Annotated in this window: 25 protein-coding genes; 13 read left to right on the top strand and 12 right to left on the bottom strand. The window is 63.8% G+C overall.

Features of this window, described 5'->3' with window-relative positions; genetic code table 11:
* Positions 1-101 precede the first annotated feature (101 nt).
* The 8 genes from GB927_RS31060 to GB927_RS31025 form a co-directional block, all read right to left on the bottom strand.
* Positions 102-1,679 (bottom strand): FGGY-family carbohydrate kinase, encoded by a 1,578-nt coding sequence (locus GB927_RS31060; protein WP_256121105.1) that lies wholly within the window; start codon positions 1,677-1,679, stop codon positions 102-104.
* Positions 1,679-2,371 (bottom strand): HAD family hydrolase, encoded by a 693-nt coding sequence (locus tag GB927_RS31055; protein ID WP_256121104.1) that lies wholly within the window; start codon positions 2,369-2,371, stop codon positions 1,679-1,681. The genes GB927_RS31060 and GB927_RS31055 overlap by 1 nt, the downstream gene beginning before the upstream one ends.
* A 77-nt stretch (positions 2,372-2,448) precedes the next feature.
* Complete coding sequence (locus GB927_RS31050; protein ID WP_256121103.1) at positions 2,449-3,933, bottom strand: mannitol dehydrogenase family protein; 1,485 nt, start codon at positions 3,931-3,933, stop codon at positions 2,449-2,451.
* Positions 3,934-4,017: 84 nt separating this feature from the next.
* Positions 4,018-5,019, bottom strand: coding sequence for an ABC transporter ATP-binding protein (locus GB927_RS31045; protein WP_256121102.1), 1,002 nt, complete (start codon positions 5,017-5,019; stop codon positions 4,018-4,020).
* Between the two features lie 25 nt (positions 5,020-5,044).
* Positions 5,045-5,869 (bottom strand): carbohydrate ABC transporter permease, encoded by an 825-nt coding sequence (locus tag GB927_RS31040; protein ID WP_256121101.1) that lies wholly within the window; start codon positions 5,867-5,869, stop codon positions 5,045-5,047.
* 11 nt (positions 5,870-5,880) lie between these two features.
* Positions 5,881-6,753 carry a carbohydrate ABC transporter permease gene (locus GB927_RS31035; protein WP_256121100.1) on the bottom strand — a complete coding sequence of 291 codons (873 nt, stop codon included), beginning with the start codon at positions 6,751-6,753 and terminating at the stop codon, positions 5,881-5,883.
* Between the two features lie 190 nt (positions 6,754-6,943).
* Positions 6,944-8,257 (bottom strand): ABC transporter substrate-binding protein, encoded by a 1,314-nt coding sequence (locus GB927_RS31030; RefSeq protein ID WP_256121099.1) that lies wholly within the window; start codon positions 8,255-8,257, stop codon positions 6,944-6,946.
* A gap of 158 nt (positions 8,258-8,415) precedes the next feature.
* On the bottom strand, positions 8,416-9,369 hold the full coding sequence (locus tag GB927_RS31025) for a sugar-binding transcriptional regulator (RefSeq protein WP_256121098.1): 954 nt from the start codon (positions 9,367-9,369) through the stop codon (positions 8,416-8,418).
* Between the two features lie 256 nt (positions 9,370-9,625).
* Here GB927_RS31025 and GB927_RS31020 point away from each other — a divergent pair, with 256 nt between their 5' ends.
* On the top strand, positions 9,626-10,987 hold the full coding sequence (locus tag GB927_RS31020; protein WP_256121097.1) for an NAD(P)-dependent oxidoreductase: 1,362 nt from the start codon (positions 9,626-9,628) through the stop codon (positions 10,985-10,987).
* Between the two features lie 12 nt (positions 10,988-10,999).
* Complete coding sequence (gene preA / locus GB927_RS31015; RefSeq protein ID WP_256121096.1) at positions 11,000-12,313, top strand: NAD-dependent dihydropyrimidine dehydrogenase subunit PreA; 1,314 nt, start codon at positions 11,000-11,002, stop codon at positions 12,311-12,313.
* Between the two features lie 62 nt (positions 12,314-12,375).
* Here preA and GB927_RS31010 read toward each other — a convergent pair whose 3' ends face one another.
* A complete protein-coding gene (locus tag GB927_RS31010) occupies positions 12,376-13,272 on the bottom strand; it encodes a DMT family transporter (RefSeq protein WP_256121095.1) in 897 nt (298 codons plus the stop codon).
* 129 nt (positions 13,273-13,401) lie between these two features.
* Here GB927_RS31010 and GB927_RS31005 point away from each other — a divergent pair, with 129 nt between their 5' ends.
* The gene (locus GB927_RS31005; RefSeq protein WP_256121094.1) at positions 13,402-13,875 is read left to right on the top strand and encodes an Lrp/AsnC family transcriptional regulator; all 474 of its coding nucleotides are present in this window, start codon (positions 13,402-13,404) and stop codon (positions 13,873-13,875) included.
* Between the two features lie 13 nt (positions 13,876-13,888).
* Here GB927_RS31005 and GB927_RS31000 read toward each other — a convergent pair whose 3' ends face one another.
* Positions 13,889-14,527: an exopolysaccharide biosynthesis protein gene (locus GB927_RS31000; RefSeq protein ID WP_256121093.1), complete on the bottom strand. Its 639-nt coding sequence runs from the start codon at positions 14,525-14,527 to the stop codon at positions 13,889-13,891.
* 120 nt (positions 14,528-14,647) lie between these two features.
* Between GB927_RS31000 and GB927_RS30995 the strand changes: the two genes are divergently transcribed.
* Entirely contained in the window at positions 14,648-15,577 is a 930-nt protein-coding gene (locus GB927_RS30995) for a DMT family transporter (RefSeq protein ID WP_256121092.1), read from the top strand.
* A 78-nt stretch (positions 15,578-15,655) separates the two neighbouring features.
* A complete protein-coding gene (locus GB927_RS30990; protein ID WP_256121091.1) occupies positions 15,656-16,876 on the top strand; it encodes an OpgC family protein in 1,221 nt (406 codons plus the stop codon).
* On the opposite strand, the gene GB927_RS30985 is transcribed toward GB927_RS30990, so the two are convergent.
* Positions 16,857-17,507: a TetR family transcriptional regulator C-terminal domain-containing protein gene (locus GB927_RS30985; RefSeq protein ID WP_256121090.1), complete on the bottom strand. Its 651-nt coding sequence runs from the start codon at positions 17,505-17,507 to the stop codon at positions 16,857-16,859. The genes GB927_RS30990 and GB927_RS30985 overlap by 20 nt on opposite strands.
* 275 nt (positions 17,508-17,782) lie before the next feature.
* Here GB927_RS30985 and GB927_RS30980 point away from each other — a divergent pair, with 275 nt between their 5' ends.
* The 3 genes from GB927_RS30980 to GB927_RS30970 all read left to right on the top strand — a co-directional run bounded on the left by GB927_RS30980 (position 17,783) and on the right by GB927_RS30970 (position 20,927).
* Positions 17,783-19,033, top strand: a complete 1,251-nt coding sequence (locus GB927_RS30980) for a Zn-dependent hydrolase (protein WP_256121089.1) — start codon at positions 17,783-17,785, stop codon at positions 19,031-19,033.
* Positions 19,034-19,095: 62 nt separating this feature from the next.
* On the top strand, positions 19,096-20,550 hold the full coding sequence (gene hydA, locus GB927_RS30975; RefSeq protein WP_256121088.1) for a dihydropyrimidinase: 1,455 nt from the start codon (positions 19,096-19,098) through the stop codon (positions 20,548-20,550).
* Positions 20,550-20,927 carry a hypothetical protein gene (locus GB927_RS30970; protein WP_256121087.1) on the top strand — a complete coding sequence of 126 codons (378 nt, stop codon included), beginning with the start codon at positions 20,550-20,552 and terminating at the stop codon, positions 20,925-20,927. Before hydA ends, GB927_RS30970 begins: the two co-directional genes overlap by 1 nt.
* A 215-nt stretch (positions 20,928-21,142) precedes the next feature.
* Here GB927_RS30970 and GB927_RS30965 read toward each other — a convergent pair whose 3' ends face one another.
* A complete protein-coding gene (locus GB927_RS30965) occupies positions 21,143-21,556 on the bottom strand; it encodes a cupin domain-containing protein (RefSeq protein ID WP_256121086.1) in 414 nt (137 codons plus the stop codon).
* A 125-nt stretch (positions 21,557-21,681) separates the two neighbouring features.
* Here GB927_RS30965 and GB927_RS30960 point away from each other — a divergent pair, with 125 nt between their 5' ends.
* The 5 genes from GB927_RS30960 to GB927_RS30940 are packed head-to-tail and all read left to right on the top strand — an operon-like array spanning position 21,682 to position 25,588.
* Entirely contained in the window at positions 21,682-22,485 is an 804-nt protein-coding gene (locus GB927_RS30960; protein WP_256121085.1) for an ABC transporter ATP-binding protein, read from the top strand.
* Positions 22,485-22,820 carry a hypothetical protein gene (locus GB927_RS30955; RefSeq protein ID WP_256121084.1) on the top strand — a complete coding sequence of 112 codons (336 nt, stop codon included), beginning with the start codon at positions 22,485-22,487 and terminating at the stop codon, positions 22,818-22,820. The genes GB927_RS30960 and GB927_RS30955 overlap by 1 nt, the downstream gene beginning before the upstream one ends.
* Before the next feature lie 2 nt (positions 22,821-22,822).
* Positions 22,823-23,707, top strand: a complete 885-nt coding sequence (locus tag GB927_RS30950; RefSeq protein ID WP_256121083.1) for an ABC transporter permease — start codon at positions 22,823-22,825, stop codon at positions 23,705-23,707.
* Positions 23,704-24,573 (top strand): ABC transporter permease, encoded by an 870-nt coding sequence (locus GB927_RS30945; RefSeq protein WP_256121082.1) that lies wholly within the window; start codon positions 23,704-23,706, stop codon positions 24,571-24,573. The genes GB927_RS30950 and GB927_RS30945 overlap by 4 nt, the downstream gene beginning before the upstream one ends.
* Before the next feature lie 22 nt (positions 24,574-24,595).
* Positions 24,596-25,588 carry an ABC transporter substrate-binding protein gene (locus tag GB927_RS30940; RefSeq protein WP_256121081.1) on the top strand — a complete coding sequence of 331 codons (993 nt, stop codon included), beginning with the start codon at positions 24,596-24,598 and terminating at the stop codon, positions 25,586-25,588.
* Positions 25,589-25,707 lie beyond the last annotated feature (119 nt).

Here is a 25,707-nt window from a genome sequence, read left to right as displayed (position 1 = left end):
TCGAGGGCCTCGCATTTGGGGGATATGCGCAGACCGGTGACGACACAAAAACACGCGACAACGGATTTGGTTCCACCGGGTTGCAAATTTTTTTGATCTTTTTATTCGATCGTTTCGAGCTCTGCCCGATGCCTGTAAAGCGCAAGGAAACGGCGGTAATCCCGGTCGTAACGCCCCTTCACATCCGCCCGGTATTCGCTGCCACCCGGATACATGCCGGCACCCGCCGCCGGAAGATCGGCATAAAGCCCGCCCGCCACCGCCGCGACCATCGCCGTTCCGAGCAGCACGGCATCGTTGGTATCCGCCACGACGACGCGGCAGCCGGTGACGTCGCGGTAAAGCTCCATCAGCAGCGGATTGCGCACATGGCCGCCGGTGACATGCAGCGTATCGAGCACGTAGCCGCAGTCGCCGAGCTTGTCGAGAATGTGCCGGATGCCGAGCGCGATGGCGACGGAGGTGCGCCAGTAGAGCCGGCAGAGCCCGTCGAAGGAGGCATCGAGCGCCAGCCCGCTGATGACGCCGAGCGCATGCGGATCGGCCAGCGGCGAGCGGTTGCCGTGGAAATCCGGCAGCACATGCAGCCGGTCGGCGAAGGCCTCGCCCTCCTCCTGCTGCATTTCGCGGATGCGAGCGACGATGCGCGCGTGGTTTGCCGCCGAAGGCTCGCCGCCGGCGCTGTGCAGGCGCACGATATGATCGAGCAGCGCGCCCGTCGCCGATTGCCCGCCCTCGACCAGCCACCAGCCCGGCAGCACCGCCTCGTAATACGGCCCCCACATGCCAAAGCCGAATTTCTTCTCGCGCGAGAAGGCGACGATGCAGCTCGACGTGCCGCCGATCAGCGCCAACTGGCGCTCCAGCTTCTCCGGCTGGCCGGCAAAGGGGCCGAGCACGCCGAACGTGCCGGCATAGGCGTCGATCAGGCCCGTCGCGACCACGCAATCCGTGTCAAGGCCGAGGTCGCGTGCCGCCTCTGCCGTCAGCCGCCCGATCGCCTCGCCCACCGCCAGCGTCTCTTCGGGCAGCGAGCCGCGCTCGCGCAGGTCCTCCAGCCCGATCGCCTGCAGGAAACTTTCGCTCCAGGGCTTCTCCTCATGGGCGAGGTAGTTCCATTTGCCCGTCATCGTGCAGCGCGACCGCGCATTCGAGCCGGTCGCCCGCCAGGTGATGAAATCGGCAAGGTCGAAGAAGAAGCCGGTTTTCGCCCATTGCTCCGGCCGGTGGCGCTTCAGCCACATCAGCTTCGGCATCTCCATTTCCGGCGACATGACGCTGCCGGAATGGGCGAGCACCGGGTGTTTCGTCGCAGTGCAGATGTCGGCTTCCTTCAGCGCGCGATGGTCGAGCCAGACGATGGTGTCCCAGCGCGCCTCCTCGCCGCCCGAGACGGCAAGCGGCTGGCCCTGCCTGTCGCGCACCACCAGGGAGCAGGTCGCGTCGATGCCGAGGGCTGCGATGCGCGCCGCCGCCACGCCCGCCACCGCAAGCGCTGCCTTCAGCGAAATGCAGACCGCCTGCCAGATGTTTTCCGAATCGTGCTCGGCGTGGTCGGGACTGGGCCGGCGCATGGCGATCGGGTGTTCGGACCGCCCCAGGAGCGTGCCGCTTCGGTCGAACACGCCGGCGCGGGCACTGCCGGTGCCGATGTCCACCGCAACGATCAAATCGCGCATCAATGCTCTTTCCCGTCGGCCTCTTCCTTGCGGACAAACTGTAACAATTCCCGCATGTCGTCAAACAGGGCGTCGGGGTTCAGGCTGAGGAGCGTGTCGCGATGGCGCGTCGTGCGGGCATGGGAGCCGCCGGTGAAGGCGACGACGCGCATGCCGGCGGATTTCGCCGCCGAAATGCCGGCCGGGCTGTCTTCCACCACGACGCAGTGGCCGGGCGCGACACCCATCGCGGCGCTCGCATGGAGAAAAAGGTCGGGCGCCGGCTTGCCGCGCGCCACCATGCTGGCGCTGAAAATGTTTGGCTCGAAACGATCGATCAGGCCGGTGACGGTGAGCGACAGGCGGATGCGTTCCGGCTGGCTCGACGAGGCGACGCAATGGGCGATGCCGAGCCCGTCTACCGTCTCGGCAATGCCCTCGATCGGCTGGAGCTCGGCGCGAAACCGCTCGTAGAGCACCTTGCGCATGGCTTCGAGAAAGGCCGCGTCGATCGCCAGGCCATATTCGTCATGCAGGATTTCCGACATGCTTTTCAGGCTGCGGCCAAGGAAGCGGTCGTGCGCCTCCTCCTCGCTCATCGCGACGCCGGCCGCCGCCAATGCCTCGACCAGCACCGTAAGCGATATCGGTTCGCTGTCGACGAGCACGCCGTCGCAATCGAAGATGACCAGTTCTGTCTTGGTGGCGGCCATGGTTTTCGTTCCGTTTCTGGCCCCCGTGGTAACGTCTGCCCCCGCCGATGGAAAGCCCCGTCTTTTGTGGGGTTTTCTCAGTTCGAGAGCGAATTTCCGAGATAGCGCTTCAAGGTTTCGCGCGTGCCGTCCCGCTGGAGGGATGTGAGGGCATTGGCGAAGCGCTGCTGGAACAGGTCCGACTGCGCGACGGCGCCGAAAATGTCGTCAAGCGCGAGGAAGGCCTGGGGGTTGTCCTTCGCAGCACTTGCGGCGGCCTGGATGCGGTCGGCATTGGGATCGTTGAGGGGGATCGGCTTGCCGCTGTCCGTGGTGCCGGCGAGATAATGGCACCAGAGCGCGGAAACCAGTGCAAGGCCGGTGACGTCCTCGCCGCGGGCTAGGCGGTCGGCGGTGGACGGCAGGATGAATTTCGGCTGGCGGTTGGAGCCGTCCTGGGCAAGGCGCGGGATCGTGTCGGCGATCTTGGGGTTCGAGAAGCGGCGTTCGATCAGCGCGAAATAGTCGTTGAGGTCGGTGTCGGGCACCGGCGGGATGACGGGGATGATTTCCTCGCGCTCCAGCTTGGCGAGGAAGGCACGGATATCCGCATCCTCCATCGCCTCGTGCACGAAGTGGATGTCGAGCAGCGCAGCGGGATAGGCGATCGCCGCATGGCCGCCGTTGAGGATGCGGATCTTCATGTGCTCGTAGGGCGCGACGTCGGGCACGAACTGCACGCCGACCTTCTCCAGCTCCGGGCGGCCTTCCGGGAAATTGTCCTCCAGCACCCATTGCTTGAACTCTTCGCAGAACACCGGCCATTGGTCGTCGATTTCGTAGTCGTCGGCGACGATGGCAATCTCGCGTGCGCCCGTCGCCGGCGTGATGCGGTCGACCATGCCGTTCGGGAAGGCGACATTGCCGTCGATCCAGTCGGCGAGATCAGGGTCGGAAAGGCGCGCAAGGCCGGAGACGGCGGCATGCGTCACCTCGCCATTGCCGGGAATGTTGTCGCAGGACATCACGGTATAGGGGGGAATGTCCTTGTCGCGGCGCGCCTTGAGGCCGGCGAGGATGAGGCCGAAGACGGTCTTCGGGTCAGCCGGATTGGCGGCATCGGCGGCGATGGCCGGATGGCTCGGGTCGAAATGACCGGAGGCCGGATTGATGAAATAGCCGCCTTCGGTGATGGTCAGCGACACGATGCGGATCGCCGGATCGGTCAGCTGAGCGACGGTCGCCGCCGCGTTGCCGGGGGCGAGATAGCCGGTCATCGCGCCGGTGACGCGGGCGCCGGAGCGGTTGTTGTCCTGCTCGACGACGGTGGTCAGGAAATCCTGGCCTTCGAGCTTTGCCCGCATCGCCGCGTCGGAGGGCAGGACACCGGCGCCGATGATCGCCCAGTCATGGTCGAGGCCGAGATTGAACAGGTCGTCGAGATAGACCGCCTGGTGCGCCCGGTGGAAGTTGCCGACGCCGAAGTGCACGATGCCCGCCTTGAGGTCTTCGCGCCCGTAGGCCGGCACGCCCGCGGTCTTTGCGACATCCGTCAGGGTGGCGAGCGACAGTTTCGTGGTCATGGTCCATTCCTTCCGGTTGTCCGGTCTCTGCTTCGTGCCGGGGCCTCGCGATGCGCGTGCGGCCCCGGCTCGTTCTGGTGTGCCTCAGCGGATGGCCAGGCCCTTGTCGTCGAAACGATGGATGCGGCCCTCTTCCGGCGTCAGGTAGACGGTGTCGCCATGCGTGACCGGGAAGTCGCCGCCGGCGCGCACCGTCATCATGCCGATGCCCTCGGCATTGACGTGCAGGAAGGTGTCGGAGCCGAGATGTTCGGCGACGCCGACGAGACCCTTCCAGGTGCCGCTCTCCTTGGAGAGCTTCAGGTGTTCCGGGCGGATGCCGACGGTCGGCGCATTCCACGGCTTGGCCGCCTCGCCCTTGACGAAGTTCATGCGCGGCGAGCCGATGAAGCCGGCGACGAAGAGGTTGTCCGGCTTGTTATACAGGTCGAGCGGCGAGCCCACCTGCTCGATATTGCCGGCGTTGAGAACCACGATCTTGTCGGCCATGGTCATGGCTTCCACCTGGTCGTGGGTGACGTAGATCATCGTGGTCTTCAGCTGGTGGTGCAGCTCGCTGATCTCAAGCCGCATCGTGCCGCGCAGCGCCGCGTCGAGGTTCGACAGCGGCTCGTCGAAAAGAAAGGCCGACGGTTCACGCACGATCGCCCGGCCGATGGCCACGCGCTGGCGCTGACCGCCGGAAAGTTGACCCGGACGACGGTCGAGGTAGTTGGTGAGGTTCAGGACGCGCGCGGCGTCCGTCACCTTCTTGTCGATCGCGGCCTGGTCCATCTTCGCCATCTTCAGCGGGAAGGCGATGTTGTTGCGCACGCTCATATGCGGATAGAGCGCGTAGGACTGGAACACCATGGCAAGCCCGCGCCGTGCGGGTGCCTCGCCGGTGACGTCGCGTCCGTCGATCTCGATCGAGCCGCTGGTGGTGTCTTCGAGGCCGGCGATAAGGCGCAGCAGCGTGGACTTGCCGCAGCCCGACGGGCCGACGAAGACCACGAACTCGCCGTCCTCGATGGTGAGGTCGATGCCCGGAATGACCTGCGTCGCGCCGAAGCTCTTGTTGACTTTCTTCAGAATGATCTTGCCCATGATGGCTCCTCCCCGATCCTGGTCTTTACTTCACGGCGCCGAAGGTCAGGCCGCGGACAAGCTGCTTTTGCGAAAACCATCCCATGATCAGGATGGGGGCGATGGCGAGCGTGGAGGCTGCCGAGAGTTTCGCCCAGAAGAGACCCTGCGGGCTGGAGAACGATGCGATGAAGGCGGTCAGCGGCGCGGCGTTGGTCGTCGTCAGGCGGATCGTCCAGAAGGCCTCGTTCCAGGCGAGGATGATGTTGAGCAGCATGGTCGACGCGATGCCCGGCACCGCCATCGGCGTCAGCACGTAGACGATCTCGCCCCAGAGCGATGCGCCATCCATGCGGGCCGCTTCCAGGATTTCGCCCGGGATTTCGCGGAAGTAGGTGTAGAGCATCCAGATCACGATCGGCAGGTTGATCATGGTCAGCATGACGGTGAGGCCGATGCGGCTGTCGAGCAGACCGAAGTCGCGGAACAGCAGATAGATCGGCACGAGCACGGCGACGGCCGGCATCATCTTGGTGGAGAGCATCCACATCAGGATGTCCTTGGTCTTGGCGGTCGGCGAGAACGCCATCGACCAGGCGGCCGGTACGGCGATCAAGAGTGCCAGGAGCGTCGAGCCGAGCGACAGGATCACCGAGTTCAGGAAGAACTTGAAGTAGTTGCTCTGCGCCTGAACGGCCTGGTAGCTCTCGACCGTGCCGGACGGAACGATGTTGAAGCCCTGGATCGCCTCGGTCTCGGATTTGAACGAGGTGATGATCGTGTAGAGGATCGGGAAGAAGATGATCAGCGCGATAATCCAGGCGGCGATCGTGAAGACGACGGTTCTTCTCGTTGAAACGGCTCTAGCCATGATCTTGCTCCCTACTTGTCCAGGTTCTTGCCGACGGCGCGCATCAGGAAGAAGGCGACGATATTGGCGAGGATGACGGCGATGATGCCACCGGCGGAGGCTCCGCCGACGTCGTAGCCGAGAAGGGCCGTGCGGTAGATCAGGAACGGCAGGTTGGTGGACGCATAACCCGGTCCGCCATTCGTCGTGACGAGGATTTCCGCATAGACGCCGAGCAGGAAGATCGTCTGGATGAGGATGACGACCGTGATCGAGCGCGAGAGATGCGGCACCGTCAGGTAGATGAAGCGCGAAACGAAGCCGGCACCATCCATCTCGGCCGCTTCCTTCTGCTCGCCATCGAGCGATTGCAGCGCGGTGAGCAGGATGAGCGTGGCGAAGGGCAGCCATTGCCAGGCAACGATGATGATGATCGAGAACAGCGGATATTGCGCAAACCAGTCGACCGGCTGGAGGCCGAGGGACCTATTAATGTCCGCAAGCACCCCGTATCCCGGGTGCATGATCATGTTCTTCCAGACGAGGGCCGCCACCGGCGGCATGACGAAGAACGGCGAGATGATCATGATGCGCACGATCCCCTGCCCCCACATCGGTTGGTCGAGGAGAAGCGCAATGCCGATGCCGCCGATGACGGTGATCAGCAGCACCCCGCCGACGATCAGCAGCGTGTTCCAGATCGACTGGAAGAAGGCCGGATCGGTATAGAAATACTGATAGTTGAACAGCCCCGCCCAGCTGACATTCGCCGGGTTCAGGAGGTTGTAGTTCTGGAACGAAAACCACAGCGTCATCGCCAATGGCACGATCATCCAGATCAACAGCAACCCCACCGAGGGCGCCAACATCATCCGCGCCAAACCGCGCGTGTTCTCCGTCGCCATTGTCGTGACCTCCCTTTTCGCCGGCCGCTCCCCGCGCCGGACAGGCATCGCATCCATATTGGATAGAGCCCGAGTGCCGTTGTCACACGTTTTTTACAGTTCCGGCGCGGAATGGCCGCGCCGGATGCAAAGACCCCGTTTTCGGCTGCCCGGAACGCATCCGGGCAGCCTGTCCTTGGGGAGGAGGTTTTTACTTGATGTAGCCGGCGCGGGTCATTTCGCGGGTCGTGACCTGCTGTGCCTGGGCGAGCGCATCGTCGACCGTCATCTGGCCGGCAAGGGCAGCCGAGAAGAGCTGGCCGACCGTCGTGCCGAGACCCTGGAATTCAGGGATGGCCACGAACTGCACGCCGACATAGGGCACCGGCTTGACGGCCGGGTTCTTCGGATCGGCGGCGTCGATCGAGTCGAGCGTCATCTTGGCGAACGGAGCCGCCTTCTGGTACTCGGCGTTCTCATAGAGCGACTTGCGCGTGCCCGGAGGCACGTTTGCCCAGCCTTCCTTCTCGGCGACGAGAGCGGCATATTCCTTGCTGGTTGCCCAGGCGATGAACTTTTCTGCCGCTTCGGTCTTCTGCGAGCCTGCCGGGATGGCGAGGTTCCAGGCCCAGAGCCAGTTGCCGCGCTTTCCGAGGCCCGTGTCCGGAGCCAGGGCGAAACCGACCTTGTCGGCGACCGTCGATTCCTTCGGATTCGTTACGAAGGATGCGGCGACCGTGGCATCGATCCACATGCCGCACTTGCCCTGCTGGAAGAGCGCAAGGTTCTCGTTGAAGCCGTTGGAGGACGCGCCCTGCGGGCCGGCGTCGGTCATCAGCTTGACGTACATGTCGAGCGTGTTCTTCCATTCCGGCTGGTCGAACTGCGGCACCCACTTCTCGTCGAACCAGCGGGCGCCGAAGGCGTTGGACGTGGCGGTCAGGAACGCCATGTTCTCGCCCCAGCCGGCCTTGCCGCGAAGGCAGATGCCGTTGATGCCGGCCGCGCGGTCGGTCATCTTGCGGGCCGCTTCACCGATGAACTCCCAGGTCGGCGCGTCGGGCATGGTGAGCCCGGCCTTCTCGATCAGGTCCTTGCGGTACATGACCATCGAGCTTTCGCCGTAGAACGGCGCGGCATAGAGCTTGCCGTCGTCGCCTGTCAGACCGGCGCGAATGGCCGGCAGCAGGTCGTCGACGTCATAGTCGGCACCGAGATTGTCGAGCGGCACCAGCCAGCCCTGCTTTGCCCAGATCGGAACTTCGTAGGTGCCGATCGTCATGATGTCGTACTGACCGCCCTTGGTCGCGACATCGGTCGTAACGCGCTCACGCAGCACGTTTTCCTCGAGCGTGACCCACTCAAGCTGAATGTCCGGGTTTTTCGTCGTGAAGGCTTCCGTCAGGCCCTGCATGCGCACCATGTCGCCGTTGTTGACGGTGGCGATGGTCAGCGTTTCGGCGTTGGCGAAACCGCACAGGAGAGCAGCCGAGCTGACGCCCAGCAGAAGGGTTCTCAAATTCATCATCTTCCTCCCAGAAGGGTTTTGAGCATTTGCTTCGCTCATGAGCAATTACCCATAAATTGCCATGATAAGTCAACGCGAATCGTTGCTGCACCGCACAAAGCGGAGCAATGCTCATTGAATTTCATGGGAAATTTCTGTGTGGAGACCCGGTCGGCTCAGGCCGAAAGCAGGTGGCGCGCGGTCGACTCATCGGTGATGACACCGTTGATCATGCCGCCGCGCAGCGCCGAAAGCAGGGCGAGATGCTTGCGCTTGCCCTTGGCAAGCCCGATCACCGTCGTCGTCTCGCGCGGCGGCAGCGGCACGGAGGCGACGCGCTCGTTGATGCTGCCTTCGAGCAGCTTGCCGTCGCGGTCGAACATCCAGCCGCAGATCTCGCCCGCGGCGCCCTCCTCCATCAGCCGCGCCATCTCCTCCGGATCGAGGAAGCCGTCGAGGCAGAGCGGTGCATCCGCGCCGAGCTCGCCGATACCGACGAAGGCAACATCCGCCTCGCGGCCGAGCCGCAAGGTGGACTGCACGAGGCTCTGCTTGTGCAGCAGGTCGCGCTCCTCGGTGGAGGAGACGAGCACCGGCAGCGGCATCGGATAGTGCCGCGCCTTCACCGCATCGGCCATGGAGAAGATGACGTTGTAATAGGCGGCCGAACCGTCCGGCCCGATATTGCCCGTCAAGGACATGATGCGGTGCTGCGGACATTCCATCGTCGGCAGCTGGTCGATCGCCGCCTTCAGCGTACGCCCAGTGCCGACAGCCAGCACGATCGGATCGGTCTTCTTCAGCCAGCGCTCGATTTCCGCCGCCCCCGCCTCCGCAATGCCGATCGTCGTGGAGGAGGAGCCCGGATCGCTCGGCACGATATCGACATGTACCAGGCCGAATTTCTTGCGCAGCGCTTCGCCGAGTTCCAGGCATTCGGCGATCGGATGATCGAGCCGCACCTTGATCAGGCGCTCGGCGACGGCGAGCGACACGAGGCGCTGCGCCGACTGGCGGGAAATGCCCATGGCGGACGCGATCTCGTCCTGCGTGCGGCCCGCGACGTAATAGAGCCAGCCAGCCCTCGCCGCATCGTCCAGCCGCCCGGCTGTCTCCGTCCGCTTCGCCATGGTTTTCCCCGATTGTTTCAAACGATTTGCTGCATCTTTTCACGCCCTCTGTCAAACGTCACATGATGCCGCAGCAGGGACAGCCTCCGGCACGCATTACCAGCAATGCGCTGAAAACATAACTTAAAATCTCATGTTTTTATGCGCTGGACCGCCTGAGAAACCGGCATTTCTTCGTAAATTTTACCGTTTGATAAAAAAATAAACCTGAGTTACCGTTCTGTCATTCAAAAGCCCACGCGAATGGGAGAATAACATGGGAACGACGCAATCTGGGATCCATCGGGGGCGACTTGCGCCCGCCGAATACGAGACGAACTTTTCCGACCTCCATCCGCGCCTCGACGACCACGAGGCGCTGGTCGCGGCAGACCGCTGCTACTTCTGTCATGACGCGCCGTGCATGACGGCCTGTCCCACCTCCATCGACATTCCGCTGTTCATCCGCCAGATCTCGACCGGCAACCCGATCGGCTCGGCGAAGACCATCTTCGACCAGAACATCCTCGGCGGCATGTGCGCCCGCGTCTGTCCCACCGAGACGCTCTGCGAACAGGCCTGCGTGCGCAACACCGCCGAACACCGCCCCGTCGAGATCGGCCGCCTGCAACGCTACGCCACCGACGTCGCGATGACGGAGAACAAGCATTTTTATGAGCGCGCCGCGCGCACCGGCAAGGCGATCGCCGTCGTCGGCGCCGGCCCGGCAGGCCTCGCAGCCGCCCACCGCCTCGCCATGAACGGCCATGACGTCGTCGTCTTCGATGCACGCGAAAAGGCCGGTGGCCTGAACGAATACGGCATCGCCACCTACAAGGCGGTCGACGATTTCGCGCAGAAGGAAGTCGACTACGTGCTGGCGATCGGCGGCATCGAGGTGAAGAACGGCCTGAAGCTCGGCCGCGATTTCTCGCTCGCCGACCTCACCGCCAATTTCGACGCCGTCTTCCTCGGCATGGGCCTTGCTGGCGTCAACGCCTTGCGCGCCGAGGGCGAGACGCTTCCGGGCGTCGTCGACGCCGTCGATTTCATCGCGGAACTGCGCCAGGCCGAAGACAAGGCCGCCATTCCCGTCGGCCGCCGCGTCGTCGTCATCGGCGGCGGCATGACGGCGGTGGACGCCGCCGTACAGGCGAAGCTGCTCGGCGCGGAGGAAGTGACCATCTGCTACCGCCGCGGCAAGGAGCACATGAACGCCTCCGAATTCGAGCAGGACCTCGCCGCCTCCAAGGGCGTGATGATCCGCCACTGGCTCCAGCCGAAGCGCGTCATCGCCAAGGACGGCCATGTCGCCGGCATCGAGGTGGAATATACCGAGATGCGCGACGGCGCGCTTACCGGCACCGGCGAGACCGGCGTTCTCGCCGCCGACCAGATCTTCAAGGCGATCGGCCAGACCTTCGAGGCCTCCGGCCTCGGTTCGCTGGCGATGAGCGGCGGGCGTATCGTCGTGGATTCCGAAGGCCGCACCTCCACCGCCAATGTCTGGGCGGGCGGCGACTGCGTGAAGGCCGGCGAGGACCTGACGGTCACCTCCGTGGCGCAAGGCCGCGATGCCGCCGATTCGATCAACCGCATGCTGGCCGCCGGTGCGCAGCCCGCCTTTGCCGTCGCTTGAGGGAGATGAGACATGGCTGATCTTCGCAACAACTTCGTCGGCATCAAGTCGCCCAACCCGTTCTGGCTCGCCTCCGCGCCACCGACCGACAAGGCCTATAACGTGGAGCGGGCTTTTAAAGCCGGCTGGGGCGGCGTGGTCTGGAAGACGCTCGGCGAGGAAGGCCCGCCGGTCGTCAACGTCAACGGCCCGCGCTACGGCGCGATCTGGGGCGCCGACCGTCGCCTGCTCGGCCTGAACAATATCGAGCTCATCACCGACCGCGACCTCTACACCAACCTGCGCGAGATGAAGCAGGTCAAGATGAACTGGCCGGACCGGGCGCTGATCGCCTCGATCATGGTGCCCTGCGAGGAGGAGAGCTGGAAGGCGATCCTGCCGCTGGTGGAAGAAACCGGTGCCGACGGTATCGAGCTCAACTTCGGCTGTCCGCACGGCATGTCCGAGCGCGGGATGGGTGCCGCCGTCGGTCAGGTGCCGGAATATATCGAAATGGTCGTGCGCTGGTGCAAGCAGTACACGCGCATGCCCGTCATCACCAAGCTGACGCCGAATATCACCGACATCCGCAAGCCCGCCCGCGCCGCCAAGGCCGGCGGCACCGATGCCGTGTCGCTGATCAACACGATCAATTCGATCGTCTCCGTCGACCTCGACAATTTCGCGCCGAACCCGACGGTCGGCGGCAAGGGCACCCATGGCGGCTATTGCGGCCCGGCGGTGAAGCCGATCGCCCTCAACATGGTGGCCGAGATCGCCCGCGATCCGGAAACCTACGGCATGCCGATCTCCGGCATCGGCGGCATCACGACGTGGCGCGACGCGGCGGAATTCCTTGTTCTCGGCAGCGGCAACGTGCAGGTCTGCACGGCGGCGATGACCTACGGCTTCAAGATCGTGCAGGAGATGATCACCGGCCTGTCCTCCTGGATGGACGCCAAGGGCCACCGCGACCTGGACGACATCTGCGGCCGCGCCGTGCCCAACGTCACCGACTGGCAGTATCTCAACCTCAACTACATCGCCAAGGCCAAGATCGACCAGGACGCCTGCATCAAATGCGGCCGCTGCCACATCGCCTGCGAGGACACCTCGCACCAGGCGATCACGCAGTTCGTCAATGGCGTCAGGCACTTCGAGGTGATGGAAGACGAGTGCGTCGGCTGCAACCTCTGCGTCAACGTCTGCCCGGTCGAAAACTGCATCACCATGGTCGGCCTCGAACCCGGCGTACTCGACCAGCGCACCGGCAAGCCCGTCGACCCGAATTATGCCAACTGGACGACCCACCCGAACAACCCGATGGCCAAGCAGGCCGCGGAGTAACCTTCTGCCACGGATCGATCGCAGGACTTCGCGTTCTGCGATCGATGCTTGTGGTAGGGACGTCAGCGTTTTCTCAAGATCGGGAAGACCATTCCGAATGTTATGCTGGCGATTGCGATGATCTGGAAAGGCGTCAGTGTTTCACCGAGCACCGCCATGCCGGCCACCGCCGTCGCCACCGGAATGCACGGCATGAACAGCGAAGCCTGTTGCGGGCCGAGCTGACGAACCACGTAGGTATAGAGCACCACCGCAACCGCACCGGCAAGAAACCCCTGGATCACCAGTTGTGTGGCGATCTCGGCCATGGATGCCGTTGCCAGTCCGCTCGGCGCCAGGGCATGTAGCAAGGGAAGCGGCAGGCAGGAAAAGAGGACGACGGCGATCGTCGTGGTCACCGCCTCAAGCGACCAGAGCCTCACCAGCACCGCATAGACCGCAAACATGATTCCCGATCCGGCAAACAGCAGATCGCCGCGCAACGTGTCGCCTGCGACGGCGCCTGCGTGGAAAACGAACAGCAGCAAGCCGACGATGACCGCGACAATGCCGACCATGCGCGCGCCGGAAACCTTGTCCTTGAACACGATGCGCGAGAACAGGAAGGAGAAGAACAGAATGGAGGCGGGCGACAGGGCGGCGGCGTGGCTCGCCGGCGCATATGCAAGCCCCTGATTGATGATCAGCGGATAGGGCAACCCGGTCAAAATGGCCAAGGGAACGGCCTTCCGCCAGCCGAGCGCCCTCAGTTTTCCGGTGCCGGTCATCCATAACACCGGCAAAAAGACGAAAGCGGCACCGAGAAATCGCAAGCCCACAATATCGGCCGCCGTCAGGTGTTCGCGCAGGCTGAAACGGGCGGCAACGAACTGGATGGTGGTGATCGCAACGAACACAATGCCCGCCAGAATGGCCAGCCGCCTGCTGCCGGCATTGTCTCCGATCGTCGCGATATGCACGTTTGCCTCCCTCGTGGCGGGACGGGCCTTGGCCCGTGACAATCACATGCTATTGCTCAGTCGTGCGTGGCTAAATATACTGAATTCCTGTATCCAAAGTGAAAATCACCATCTGTGGGACGATATAGCGTGAATCATGAACTCGCCGATCTCGACACGATCGATCGCAGCCTGCTGAGGCTGCTTCAGGAAGACGGCCGCCGCACCACGCTCGAACTGGCGAACCGGGTCGGCCTGTCGCCGACCGGTGCCAGCCAGCGCGTCAAGCGCCTGTTTCGCGAGGGTTATATCAAAGCCGTCAGGGCGGTCCTCGACCCAAAGAAGATCGGCCGCGGCACGGTGGTGTTCATACAGGTCCGCCTCGACCACACGGCACCGCATATTTTCGAGCGGTTTTCCGATGCGATCTCGAAGGCGCCGGAAGTGCTGGAATGCCACATGGTCATCGGCGGCTTCGACTATCTCGTGAAAGCGAGAATTGCCGACATGTCGCTGTTTCAGGACTTTCTGGAGCGGGTGATATTGCCTTTGCCCGGTGTCAGGGAGACCCACACCTACGCATCGGTGGGAGACGTAAAGCCCGACGCCGTGCTGCCGATTTAGTCATAGCCGGAACTCACCCGAAGAGGCTGAAACTCTGCCCCGCGCTGTAAGCCAGCAGCGCCAGCCCGGCGAAATAGACGATCGTCAGAACGACCATCACGTAGCCGCCCAGCACGACCAGCCCGTCGCGCTGCGAGATGCCGGCGGCGAGCAGCAGGATGGCGACGCCGGGCAGCGTGTTGGAGAAGGGAATGAGGCCAAGCGGCGCCATGAGCAGGAGACCCGCACCCATGAGCACCAGACCGTTGACGCGGTTCATCACCGCGCCGGAGGTAAGCCCGATCAGACGCGGCTTGAAGAACCGGTCGATCTTGCGCAGGAACTTGACGCCGCGCTCCAGCACCGGGCGCAGCTTGCCGCTTTCCAGCCGGCGGTCGGCGACCTTTTGCGGCAGCCAGGGCAGCCGGTTCAGCGTGATCGCGGCGCTGATCAGCACGATGCCGGCGCCGAACACCGTCGAAACGCCGGGAATGGAGACCGGAAACAGGAACGGCAGCGACAGGAAGGCGCAGAGCAGCAGCAGGCCGCTTTCGCCCATCATCGACAGCAGGTCGCGCAGCGTAATGTGCTCGCCCTTGATCGCGTTGATGATGTCCTCGAGCAACTCGCTCGTCTTGCGGTCCGTGTCCTTGAAGCCGATGGCTGACGTCATTGCATGTCCTCTTCTGTGCCGTCGGATTTGGGCGAGAATTGCGGCAATCCTGTGTGGAGTGGCGCAGAACGGCAACGCGGTCTATGACCGTGCCGCAGGCGAGACCATAGGATCATTTTCTTGACGAAGCGTATGCCGGCCCGGGCGGGCCTCAGTGTTCATGCCACAGGCCGCGAAAAGCTCAAAGGCCATATCGCCATGCTGCTCTTCGCGGTGCTGATCGCCGGGTCCTTCTCCTTCGGCGGGCTCGCGGCGCGCACCATGGAGGCCGAGCCGTTGACGCTCTGGCGCTACCTCATGACGATCGTCGTCATGGCCGCCCTCGCCTTTGGCGTCTTCAAGGTTCCGCTCGCCCTGCCGAAACAGGCGTGGCGCTTTCTCCTGCTCGGCGGCCTGATCGCGCTCTACATGCTGACCATGTTCTGGGCGCTGGAGTTCACCAGCCCCATCGCCACCGGCGCCGTCTTCACCCTGATGCCACTGATGAGCGCCGGCTTCGCGCTGCCGGTGCTGGGCCAGCGGACACGGCCGGGTGTGCTCGCCGGCCTGCTCATTGCCGCCGCGGGTGCGGTCTGGGTCATCTTCCGCGGCAATATCGACGCCATCCTCGCCTTCGACGTGGGCACCGGCGAGATGATCTTCTTTGCCGGCGTCATCTGCCACGCGCTCTACGTGCCGCTGATCCGCCGCTTCGACCGCGGCGAACCCGCCGTCGCCTTCGGTTTCTGGGTCACTGTGGGTGCCGCTCTCTGGCTGATACCGCCGGGCATACGCGGCCTTGTCGAGACGGATTTTTCCGCGCTGCCGCTCGCCGTCTATGCCGCCGTCACCTATCTCGCGGTCGTCACGACAGCCGGCACCTTCCTGCTGCTGCAATATGCCTCGATGCGCCTGCCGGCCTCGAAGGTGCTCGGCTACGGTTACCTGACGCCGAGCTTCATCATCCTGCTCGAAGGCCTTCTCGGCCACGGCTGGGCGAGCCCACAGGTCGCCCTCGGCGCGCTCATCACGGCCTGCGGCCTCGCCTTGATGGCTTTCCTGCCCGACTGATTTTTCTGGGAACGATCTTCCGTCTCATGCGTTCGGGCCCCGTTGGGGCGCACGGATAATAATGACGGAGCGCATATTTTGAAGCGGTTTGACATCATAGATGGCATGCGGGGGTACTTCCTCGTCTTCATGCTCATCAACCACCTGATCTTCGTCGGCGGCTACTGGATGATGGAGGTCAACCACCGTCAGTTCGCCTTTGTCGAGGACGCCCAGGGCTTCGTCTTCCTCTCCGGCCTGCTGATCGGCATGGTCTATGCCCGCAAGATGCTGAAATACGGCTATGACACCGGCCGCCAGCTCATCCGCAACCGCGCCTTCGAACTCTACCGCTACGCCATGGGCACGGTGATGGTCATTCTCGTCGTCCAGATGGTGCTGCCCGATGCCTACCGGCTCTGGTACAACTGGCTCGGCACCACGAATTTCGATGAGCCGCTGAGGCTGGTGGCGATCGCCACCTTCCTGTTCCAGCCGACCTTCATGGATATCCTGCCGCAATATATCGTCTACATGCTCTTCGCGCCGCCGCTCGTCTGGCTATGCCTGCGCGGGAAGTGGGCGCATGTGCTGGCGGGTTCGCTGATCGTCTGGATGGCGGCACAGCTCGGCCTGCAACGCTTCATCACCGATCCGCTTCACACCTTCTTCACCGGCTCGGATGGCCAAGGCATCCGCACGAGCTTCAACCTGCTCGGCTGGCAGATCGTGTTCTTCTCCGCTCTGGTGATCGGCGCGCTGACGGCGCAGAACAAGATCGACTGGGAGCGCATCTTCTCGCCGGAAAAGACGTTGCTACCGAAGGCCGCACTTGCCATCTGCCTGTTCTTCCTGCCGCTGCGCATCGTCACGGCCTGGGACCTGCTGCCGCAATCCGTGCTCGACAAGTTCGCGACGATGGAAATCCGCGCGGATTTCGGCCCCGTCTACCTCATCAACTTCGCGGCCGTCGCAATCGGCCTCACCTGGTTGCTGATCGCCGGCCCGAAACACCACAATCTTTGGGTCCGCAAGCTGGCGGGTGGCGTCACCGCCGTGTTCACGCTCCGCTTCCTGCGCCTGCTCGGCCGCCATTCGCTGCAGGTTTATGTCTGGCATGTCGCCATCGTCTACGCGGTCTATTACGCTGATGGTCGCTCGCCCGAATTGTCGCAGCTCACAAAGACGATGATCGCCGTCACCGGCATTGCGCTTCTCGCCCTGCCCGCCCTCTGGCGCGAACGCGAGGAGATCGCCGCCAGCCTGTTCGGCCCGCCGAAAGCGGAGCCCGCAAAGGAAACTAGGCCGGCTGCTCGCTGACATGCAGCCCGGTGAGAAAAAGCTGTTCGAGGAAGCGCGCCGCATCCTCGAACCGCCCGTCGCCGGCCTGATCCTGTCCAAGCACCGCGCGCACCTGCACATCGAAGTCGGCATAGTGCTGGGTCGTGGACCAGATCGAGAAGATCAGGTGATAGGGGTCGCATTTGGCGATCTTGCCCGCCTTCGCCCAGACGCGAATGACCTCCGCCTTCTCGTCGACGAGTGACTTCAGCGGCCCCTTCAACTCATCCTCGATGTTCGGCGCGCCTTGCAAAATCTCGTTTGCGAAAAGCCGGCTTTCGCGCGGGAAATCCCGCGCCATTTCCAGCTTGCGGCGAATGTAGCTGCGGATTTCCGAGACCGGATTGCCCTCTGCATCGAATTCGCGCAGCGGATCAAGCCAGGTATCGAGCACGCGGGTGATCAGCGCCCGATGCATGGCCTCCTTGGTGCGGAAATAATAGAGCAGGTTCGGCTTCGACATGCCGGCCACTTCGGCGATCTGGTCGACGGTCGCACCGCGAAAGCCGTGGAGCGAAAACACCTCCAGCGCCGCCTCGAGGATCTGCTCCTCCTTCGCCTCCTGGATGCGCGTGCGCCGCTGTGTCCTGGCCGCCCTCGGTAATGCCATCGTGCTCCCCCCGGCCTTGACCGTCGATCCGGAAAAGTGCCGCCAAATTCACCAGTTTAACCAGCCGCCATTTTCTTGGGCGCACCCATATGCTTTTTGGTTTTTCGGCTTGAGTGCCACAACGGAAGCTGTAATGTTTACCAACCGGTCAAATTATCAGACAGTTATCAAGTAAAGGCAACTGCTGATCGGAAGGCGCGAAAACAACAAGGGCGCCGCCAGCCGGTGGGAACGAAATGGGGCTGCAAAAGCCCGAAGACGTGGGAGCATAGGACATGGCCGCACCCGGCGAGAACATGCGTGTCAACGCGGACCGCCTGTGGGATTCCCTCATGGACATGGCGAAGATCGGCCCCGGCATTGCCGGCGGCAACAATCGCCAGACGCTGACCGATTCCGACGCCGAAGGCCGCCGCCTGTTCCAGGCCTGGTGCGATGACGCAGGCCTCGCCATGGGCGTCGACACGATGGGCAACATGTTCATGACGCGCGAGGGCACGGACCCGGACGCGCTGCCCGTCTATATCGGCTCGCATCTCGACACCCAGCCGACCGGCGGCAAATATGACGGCGTGCTCGGCGTGCTCGCCGGCCTCGAAGTCGTACGCTCGCTGAACGATCTCGGCATCAGGACAAAGCACCCCATCGTCGTCACCAACTGGACGAACGAGGAAGGCGCGCGCTTCGCCCCCGCCATGCTCGCCTCCGGCGTCTTCGCCGGCGTGCACAGCCAGGATTACGCCTATGCCCGCAAGGACCCGGAGGGAAAGACCTTCGGCGACGAGCTGAAGCGCATCGGCTGGGTCGGTGATGAAGAGGTCGGTGCGCGAAAGATGCACGCCTATTTCGAATATCACATCGAGCAAGGCCCGATCCTCGAAGCGGAAGGTAAGGACATCGGCGTCGTCACCCACTGTCAGGGCCTGTGGTGGCTGGAATTCACGCTGACCGGCCGCGAGGCGCATACCGGCTCGACGCCGATGACCATGCGCGTCAATGCCGGGCTTGCCATGTCGCGCATCCTCGAAATGGTGCAGACCGTCGCCATGGAAAACCAGCCGGGCGCCGTCGGTGGCGTCGGCCAGGTGTTCTTCTCGCCGAATTCGCGCAACGTGCTGCCCGGCAAGGTGGTCTTCACCGTCGACATCCGCTCGCCCGACCAGGCGAAACTGGACGGCATGCGTGCCCGCATCGAGGCTGAAGCGCCGAAGATCTGCGAAGCGCTCGGCGTCAGCTGTTCCGTCGAGGCCGTCGGCCATTTCGACCCCGTCACCTTCGACCCGACGCTGGTCGCAACCGTGCGCAAGGCCGCCGAAGACCTCGGCTACAGCCACATGAACCTCATCTCCGGCGCCGGCCACGACGCCTGCTGGACCGCCCGGGTGGCACCGTCCACGATGATCATGTGCCCCTGCGTCGGCGGTCTCTCGCACAACGAGGCGGAAGACATCTCGAAGGAGTGGGCGGCCGCCGGCGCCGATGTGCTGTTGCATGCGGTGATCGAAACGGCGGGGATTGCGGAGTAATCCGTGACGGGCGGCCCCACGCTTTGCGTGCACAAACGATTCAAGACAGGGAACGAACCAAAATGAGCACAGTCATCAAGGGCGGAACCATTGTCACCGCCGACCTCACCTACAAGGCGGACGTCAAGGTCGAGGGTGGGAAGATCGTCGAGATCGGGCCGGACCTTTCCGGCGACGAGGTGCTGGATGCGGCGGGCTGTTATGTCATGCCGGGCGGCATCGATCCGCATGTGCATCTCGAAATGCCCTTCATGGGCACCTATTCCGCCGATGATTTCGAGAGCGGCACGCGCGCGGGCCTTGCCGGCGGCACGACCATGGTGGTCGATTTCTGCCTGCCCGATCCCGGCCAGTCGCTGCTCGACGCGCTGAAGCGCTGGGACAACAAGTCGACGCGCGCCAACTGCGACTATTCCTTCCACATGTCCGTCACCTGGTGGGGCGAGCAGGTGTTCGACGAGATGAAGGCCATCGTCGAGGAGAAGGGCATCAACACCTTCAAACACTTCATGGCCTATAAGGGTGCCTTGATGGTGAACGACGACGAGATGTTCGCCTCGTTCCAGCGCTGTGCGGCACTCGGCGCGCTCCCCCTGGTGCATGCGGAAAACGGCGACGTCGTCGCCGCCATGCAGGCCAAGCTGATGGACGAGGGCAACAATGGACCGGAAGGCCACGCCTATTCGCGCCCGCCCTCCGTCGAAGGCGAGGCGACGAACCGCGCCATCATCATCGCCGACATGGCGGGTGCGCCGCTCTATGTGGTTCACACCTCCTGCGAACAGGCGCACGAGGCCATCCGCCGCGCCCGGCAGAACGGCATGCGCGTCTATGGCGAGCCGCTGATCCAGCACCTGACGCTCGACGAAAGCGAATATTTCAACAAGGACTGGGACCATTCGGCGCGCCGCGTCATGAGCCCGCCCTTTCGCAACAAGCAGCACCAGGACTCGCTCTGGGCCGGCCTCGCCGCGGGCTCCCTGCAGGTGGTCGCGACCGACCATTGCGCCTTCACCACCGACCAGAAGCGCACCGGCGCCGGCGATTTCCGCAAGATCCCCAACGGCACCGGCGGCCTGGAAGACCGCATGCCGATGCTCTGGACCAATGGCGTCAACACCGGCCGCCTCACCATGAACGAGTTCGTCGCCGTCACCTCGACCAACATCGCCAAGATCCTCAACGTCTATCCGAGGAAGGGGGCAATCCTCGTCGGCGCCGATGCGGATATCGTCGTGTGGGACCCGAAGCGCTCGAAAACCATCTCCGCCAAGAGCCAGCAATCCTCGATCGACTACAACGTCTTCGAGGGCAAGGAGGTGGTGGGCCTGCCGCGCTATACGCTGACGCGTGGCGCCGTCGCCATCGAGGAGAGCACGGTAAAAACCCGCGAGGGCCACGGCCAGTTCGTCAAGCGCGAACCCTTCACGGCGGTCAACAAGGCGTTGTCGACGTGGAAGGAAATCACCGCGCCGCGCAAGGTCGAGCGCAGCGGCATTCCGGCGAGCGGCGTCTGATGCGCGCCGGCCGCCTGCTCCCCGTCCTCCTTCTCGGCACCGCTCTCGCCGGCCCGGCGGTGGCGGCGGCCGACATCGTCGACGGTTCCTACGGCAACAAGGAAGGCTGCCAATATGCGGCGACCGGCGATTCGTCCGGCGCCGATTTCTTCTTCCTCTTGAACAAGGAGGGCGTCACCACGGCCGCCTCCTATTGCGAATTCAAGGGCGAGGCAAAACAGGTGGGCGGCGCCACGGTGGTGCCTGCGGAGTGCCATGAAGAAGGCTACGAGGAGACGACGCCCCACGAGCTGACACTGACGCCGGAGAATGGCGGCTACACGATCAGCTTTCCGGACGGCACGCGCTGGGGGCCGATCATGCGGTGTGAAAAGTGACGGTCGGAGGGCGTAGACATACCCCCCTCTGTCCTGCCGGACATCTCCCCCCCAAGGGGGGAGATCGGCTGGGAGCGCACTCCTCACTTCATGGAAGACAAGTCGGTTGCCGCGAGCGGAGTGTTGCCGTTTCGGGAAACCGGTGCCGTCTTCCGATCTCCCCCCTTGAGGGGGAGATGTCCGGCAGGACAGAGGGGGGTGCCTTCCCCCGCGGCCTAAACCGCAACCAGCGCTTCGAGATGCGGCAGAAGCACCACGCTCTCCTGCTCGTGGGGATCTGTCCTAGCGATGACCGCCGCGGCCGGCTGGTCGGAGAGATTGGCGGGCAGATGCGGCACGCCGGCGGGGATGTAGAACATCTCGCCCGCCTTGACGATGACATGGTTTTCCAGCCGCTCGCCATACCAGGTATGCGCCTCGCCGGAGAGCATATAGATCGCCGTCTCGTGGCTCTCGTGCATATGCGCCTTCGCCCGCCCGCCCGGCGGGATCGTCAGGAGATGCATACAGATGCCGGACGCGCCGACGCTCTCGCGGGCGATGCCCTCGAAATAGCTGAACCCCTGCTTGCCGTCATAGGTGCTGCCCGGGCGCACCACCCGGCATTCGGCCTTCGATTCCACCGCCATCGTTTCGTCCCCCGTGAGATTTCCGTGCCCAAAGTGATAATGAAGACAATGCCGATTGCAATGCTGGAAATGGACATGCAGTCTGCCGGAAACCGCGCCGTGAGGGGCGCCGAAAGATGACCAGCATGTCCGATCGATCCCTGTCCGATACCGTCGTTTCCGCCAAGGAGCTCGGCCTTACCTTCCAGACCGCCGACGGCCCGGTGACCGCGCTGACCGGCGTCAACCTCGCGGTCGAAAAGGGCGATTTCGTTTCCTTCATCGGCCCGTCCGGCTGCGGCAAGACCACGTTTCTGCGCGTCATTGCGGATCTCGAAAAGCCGACCTCCGGCACGATCACCATCAACGGCATGTCGCCGGAGGAAGCCCGCAGGCGCCGCGCCTATGGCTATGTCTTCCAGGCGGCCGCACTTTATCCCTGGCGCACGATCGAGAAGAACATCGCGCTTCCGCTGGAAATCATGGGCCATTCCCGCGACGAACAGAAGGCGCGCGTCGCGCGCACGCTCGATCTCGTCAACCTCTCCGGTTTCGAGAAGAAATATCCCTGGCAGCTTTCCGGCGGCATGCAGCAGCGCGCGTCGATCGCCCGCGCGCTCGCCTTCGATGCGGACCTGCTTTTGATGGACGAGCCCTTCGGCGCGCTCGACGAGATCGTGCGCGACCACCTCAACGAACAGCTCCTGGAACTCTGGGCGCGCACGAACAAGACGATCTGCTTCGTCACGCACTCCATTCCCGAGGCCGTCTATCTCTCGACGAAGATCGTCGTGATGAGCCCCCGCCCCGGCCGCGTCACCGATATCATCGAATCGCCGCTGCCGAAGGAGCGGCCGCTCGACATCCGCGAGACGCCGGAATTCCTCGAAATCGCCCACCGGGTGCGCGAGGGCCTGCGCGCCGGCCACAGCTACGAGGAGCACGCCTGATGAAGCTGCCCTACGTGCTCTGGCTCTTCGCCGCGACCGCCGTCTTCATCGGCGCCGCCACCTCGTCGCGCGCCTATATCGGCACGACGAACCTACTCTACCTGCTGCTCTCCATGACGCTCTACATCGTCGGCAACCTGATGATGCTGAAGCTGATGCGCGAGGGCGGGCTTGGCCTTGCGGTATCGCTGTCGGCCATCACCCAGCTTTTCCTCATCAACATCATCGCCTTCCTGTTCTTCGGCGAACGGCTGAGCGGCACCCAGCTAGCGGGCGTGGCACTCGGCATCGTCGCCATGGGCCTCATGCTGATGCCCTCCCCGGCCAGGAGCTGAGCATGGAACAGGCCAGCTTCCTCCGCGACCGCCTGCTTCCCATCGGCACCGTGCTGCTTGCCCTTCTGGCGCTCTGGTATGTCTTCGTCGTCGTGCTGAACGCGCCCTTCGAGCGCGACCAGGCGGCGCGCGCCGGCGGGACGATCGGCTTCATGGAATTGCTGCCGAAGACGATGGCGCAGGAGCGGCCGGTGCTGCCGGCACCGCACCAGGTCTTTGCCGAGCTGTGGGACACGACCGTCAACAAGGCGATCACCTCCAAGCGCAGCCTCGTCTATCATTCGTGGATCACGCTCTCGGCGACGCTGCTCGGCTTCTCGATGGGCGCCGTGCTCGGCGTGCTGCTCGCGATCGGCATCGTGCACAACCGCGCGATGGACCGCTCGCTGATGCCCTGGGTCATCGCCAGCCAGACGATCCCCATCCTCGCCATCGCGCCGATGATCATCGTGGTGCTGAACGCGGTCGGCATTTCCGGCCTGATGCCGAAGGCGCTGATCTCGACCTACCTGTCCTTCTTCCCCGTCGTCGTCGGCATGGTGAAGGGACTGCGCAGCCCGGAGCAGATCCAGCTCGACCTGATGCACACCTACAATGCCTCGCCCGCGCAAACCTTCTGGAAGCTGCGCTGGCCCGCCTCCATGCCCTACCTCTTCACCTCGCTGAAGGTGGCGGTCGCCATTTCGCTGGTCGGCGCCATCGTCGGCGAACTGCCGACCGGCGCCGTCGCCGGCCTCGGCGCACGCCTGCTGGCGGGCTCCTATTACGGCCAGACGGTGCAGATCTGGGCGGCGCTCTTCATGGCGGCGGCTGTCGCGGCGCTGCTCGTCATCATCGTCGGCATTGCCCACACGCGCGTCCTCAAGCGCATGGGGGCACGGACATGAACCTCTCCGTCCTCCTCGCTGCCATCGTCTTCTGGCTCGCCGCCTGGGCCTTCAATGAATGGCTGGTGCGCCGGAAATTCGTGAACCCCGCCGCCGATCGCGCCGCGCGCATCGCCGTGCCGCTGATCTTCGGCGCCACCATCCTCGTGCTGTGGGAAGGCATCGTCCGCGGCTTCAACGTGCCCTCGGTGCTGCTGCCGCCACCGAGCATGATCTGGGTGCGGCTGATCAATTCCGTGCCGACGCTCTGGGCGGATTTCCGCCAGACCTTTCTGAAGTCCGTGCTCGTCGGCTACGCGCTCGGCTGCGGCCTCGGCTTCCTCGTCGCGATCCTCATCGATCGCTCGCCCTTCCTGCAGAAGGGCCTGCTGCCACTCGGCAATTTCGTCTCGGCGCTGCCGGTCATCGGCGTGGCCCCCATCATGGTCATGTGGTTCGGCTTCGACTGGCAGTCGAAGGTGGCGGTCGTCGTCATCATGACCTTCTTCCCCATGCTGGTGAACACCGTCTCCGGCCTTGCCGCGACGAGCCACATGGAGCGCGACCTGATGCGCACCTATGCGGCAGACTGGTTCCAGACGCTGGTGAAGCTGCGTCTTCCCGCCGCCTGGCCGTTCATCTTCAATGCGCTCAAGATCAACTCCACGCTCGCGCTGATCGGCGCGATCGTCGCCGAATTCTTCGGAACGCCCATCGTCGGCATGGGTTTTCGCATCTCCACGGAAGTGGGCCGCATGAATGTCGACATGGTTTGGGCCGAAATCGCGGTCGCCGCGGTGGCTGGCTCCGCCTTCTACGGGGTGGTCGCGCTCATCGAGCGGATCGTCACGTTCTGGCACCCGTCTGTCCGTGGTGGGCAGGCGTAACAAAAAGAAAGAGGGAACTGACATGAAAACGAAGATCGCATCGCTGCTTTTGGCAAGCGCCTTCTCGCTTGCCGCGTTCCAGGCGCACGCCGCCGACAAGGTGACGCTCCAGCTGAAATGGGTCACCCAGGCCCAGTTCGCCGGCTATTACGTCGCCAAGGACAAGGGTTTTTATGAGGAAGAAGGCCTCGACGTCGAGATCAAGCCGGGCGGCCCGGATATCGCGCCTGCACAGGTGATCGCCGGTGGCGGCGCCGACGTCGTCGTCGACTGGATGCCTTCCGCGCTCGCCACGCGCGAAAAGGGCGTGCCGCTCGTCAACATCGCCCAGCCGTTCAAGTCTTCCGGCATGATGCTGACATGTCTCAAGGAATCCGGCGTCACCGGCCCGGAAAACTTCAAGGGCAAGACGCTCGGCGTCTGGTTCTTCGGCAATGAATATCCGTTCCTCTCCTGGATGGCGCACCTGAAGATCCCGACCGATGGCGGCCCGGATGGCGTGACTGTCCTCAAGCAGGGCTTCAACGTCGACCCGCTGATCCAGAAGCAGGCCGCCTGCATCTCCACCATGACCTACAACGAATATGGTCAGGTGCTTGATGCCGGCATCAAGCCGGAGGACCTGATTACCTTCAAATATGAGGACCAGGGCGTCGCGACGCTGGAAGACGGCCTCTACGTGCTGGAAGACAAGCTCGCCGACCCGGCCTTCAAGGAGAAGATGGTCAAGTTCGTGCGCGCCTCCATGAAGGGCTGGAAATACGCGGAAGCAAACCCGGACGAGGCGGCCGACATCGTGCTCGAAAACGACTCGACCGGCGCCCAGACCGAGGCGCACCAGAAGCGCATGATGGGCGAAGTCGCCAAGCTGACGGCCGGCTCCAACGGCGCGCTCGACGAGGCGGACTACAAGCGCACCGTCGCCTCGCTGCTCGCCGGCGGTTCGGACCCGGTCATCTCCAAGGAGCCGGAAGGCGCCTGGACACATGCCGTGACGGACGAAGCCCTGAAGTAGCACCGGCCTTCCGAAGGCTTTTCACGTGCGGGGCCTAGGTCCCGCACGTTTCGTTTGAAGGCCCGGCAAACCTGCGACAGTGCGTCACGATTGCCATGGAAATGCCAAACGCATAAAAT

This window comes from Shinella lacus (genome assembly GCF_010994755.1).
In the GTDB taxonomy this organism is placed as follows: domain Bacteria; phylum Pseudomonadota; class Alphaproteobacteria; order Rhizobiales; family Rhizobiaceae; genus Shinella; species Shinella lacus.
The sequence above is the reverse complement of the archived record's forward strand: the minus strand, read 5'-3'. Positions and strand labels throughout refer to the sequence as shown.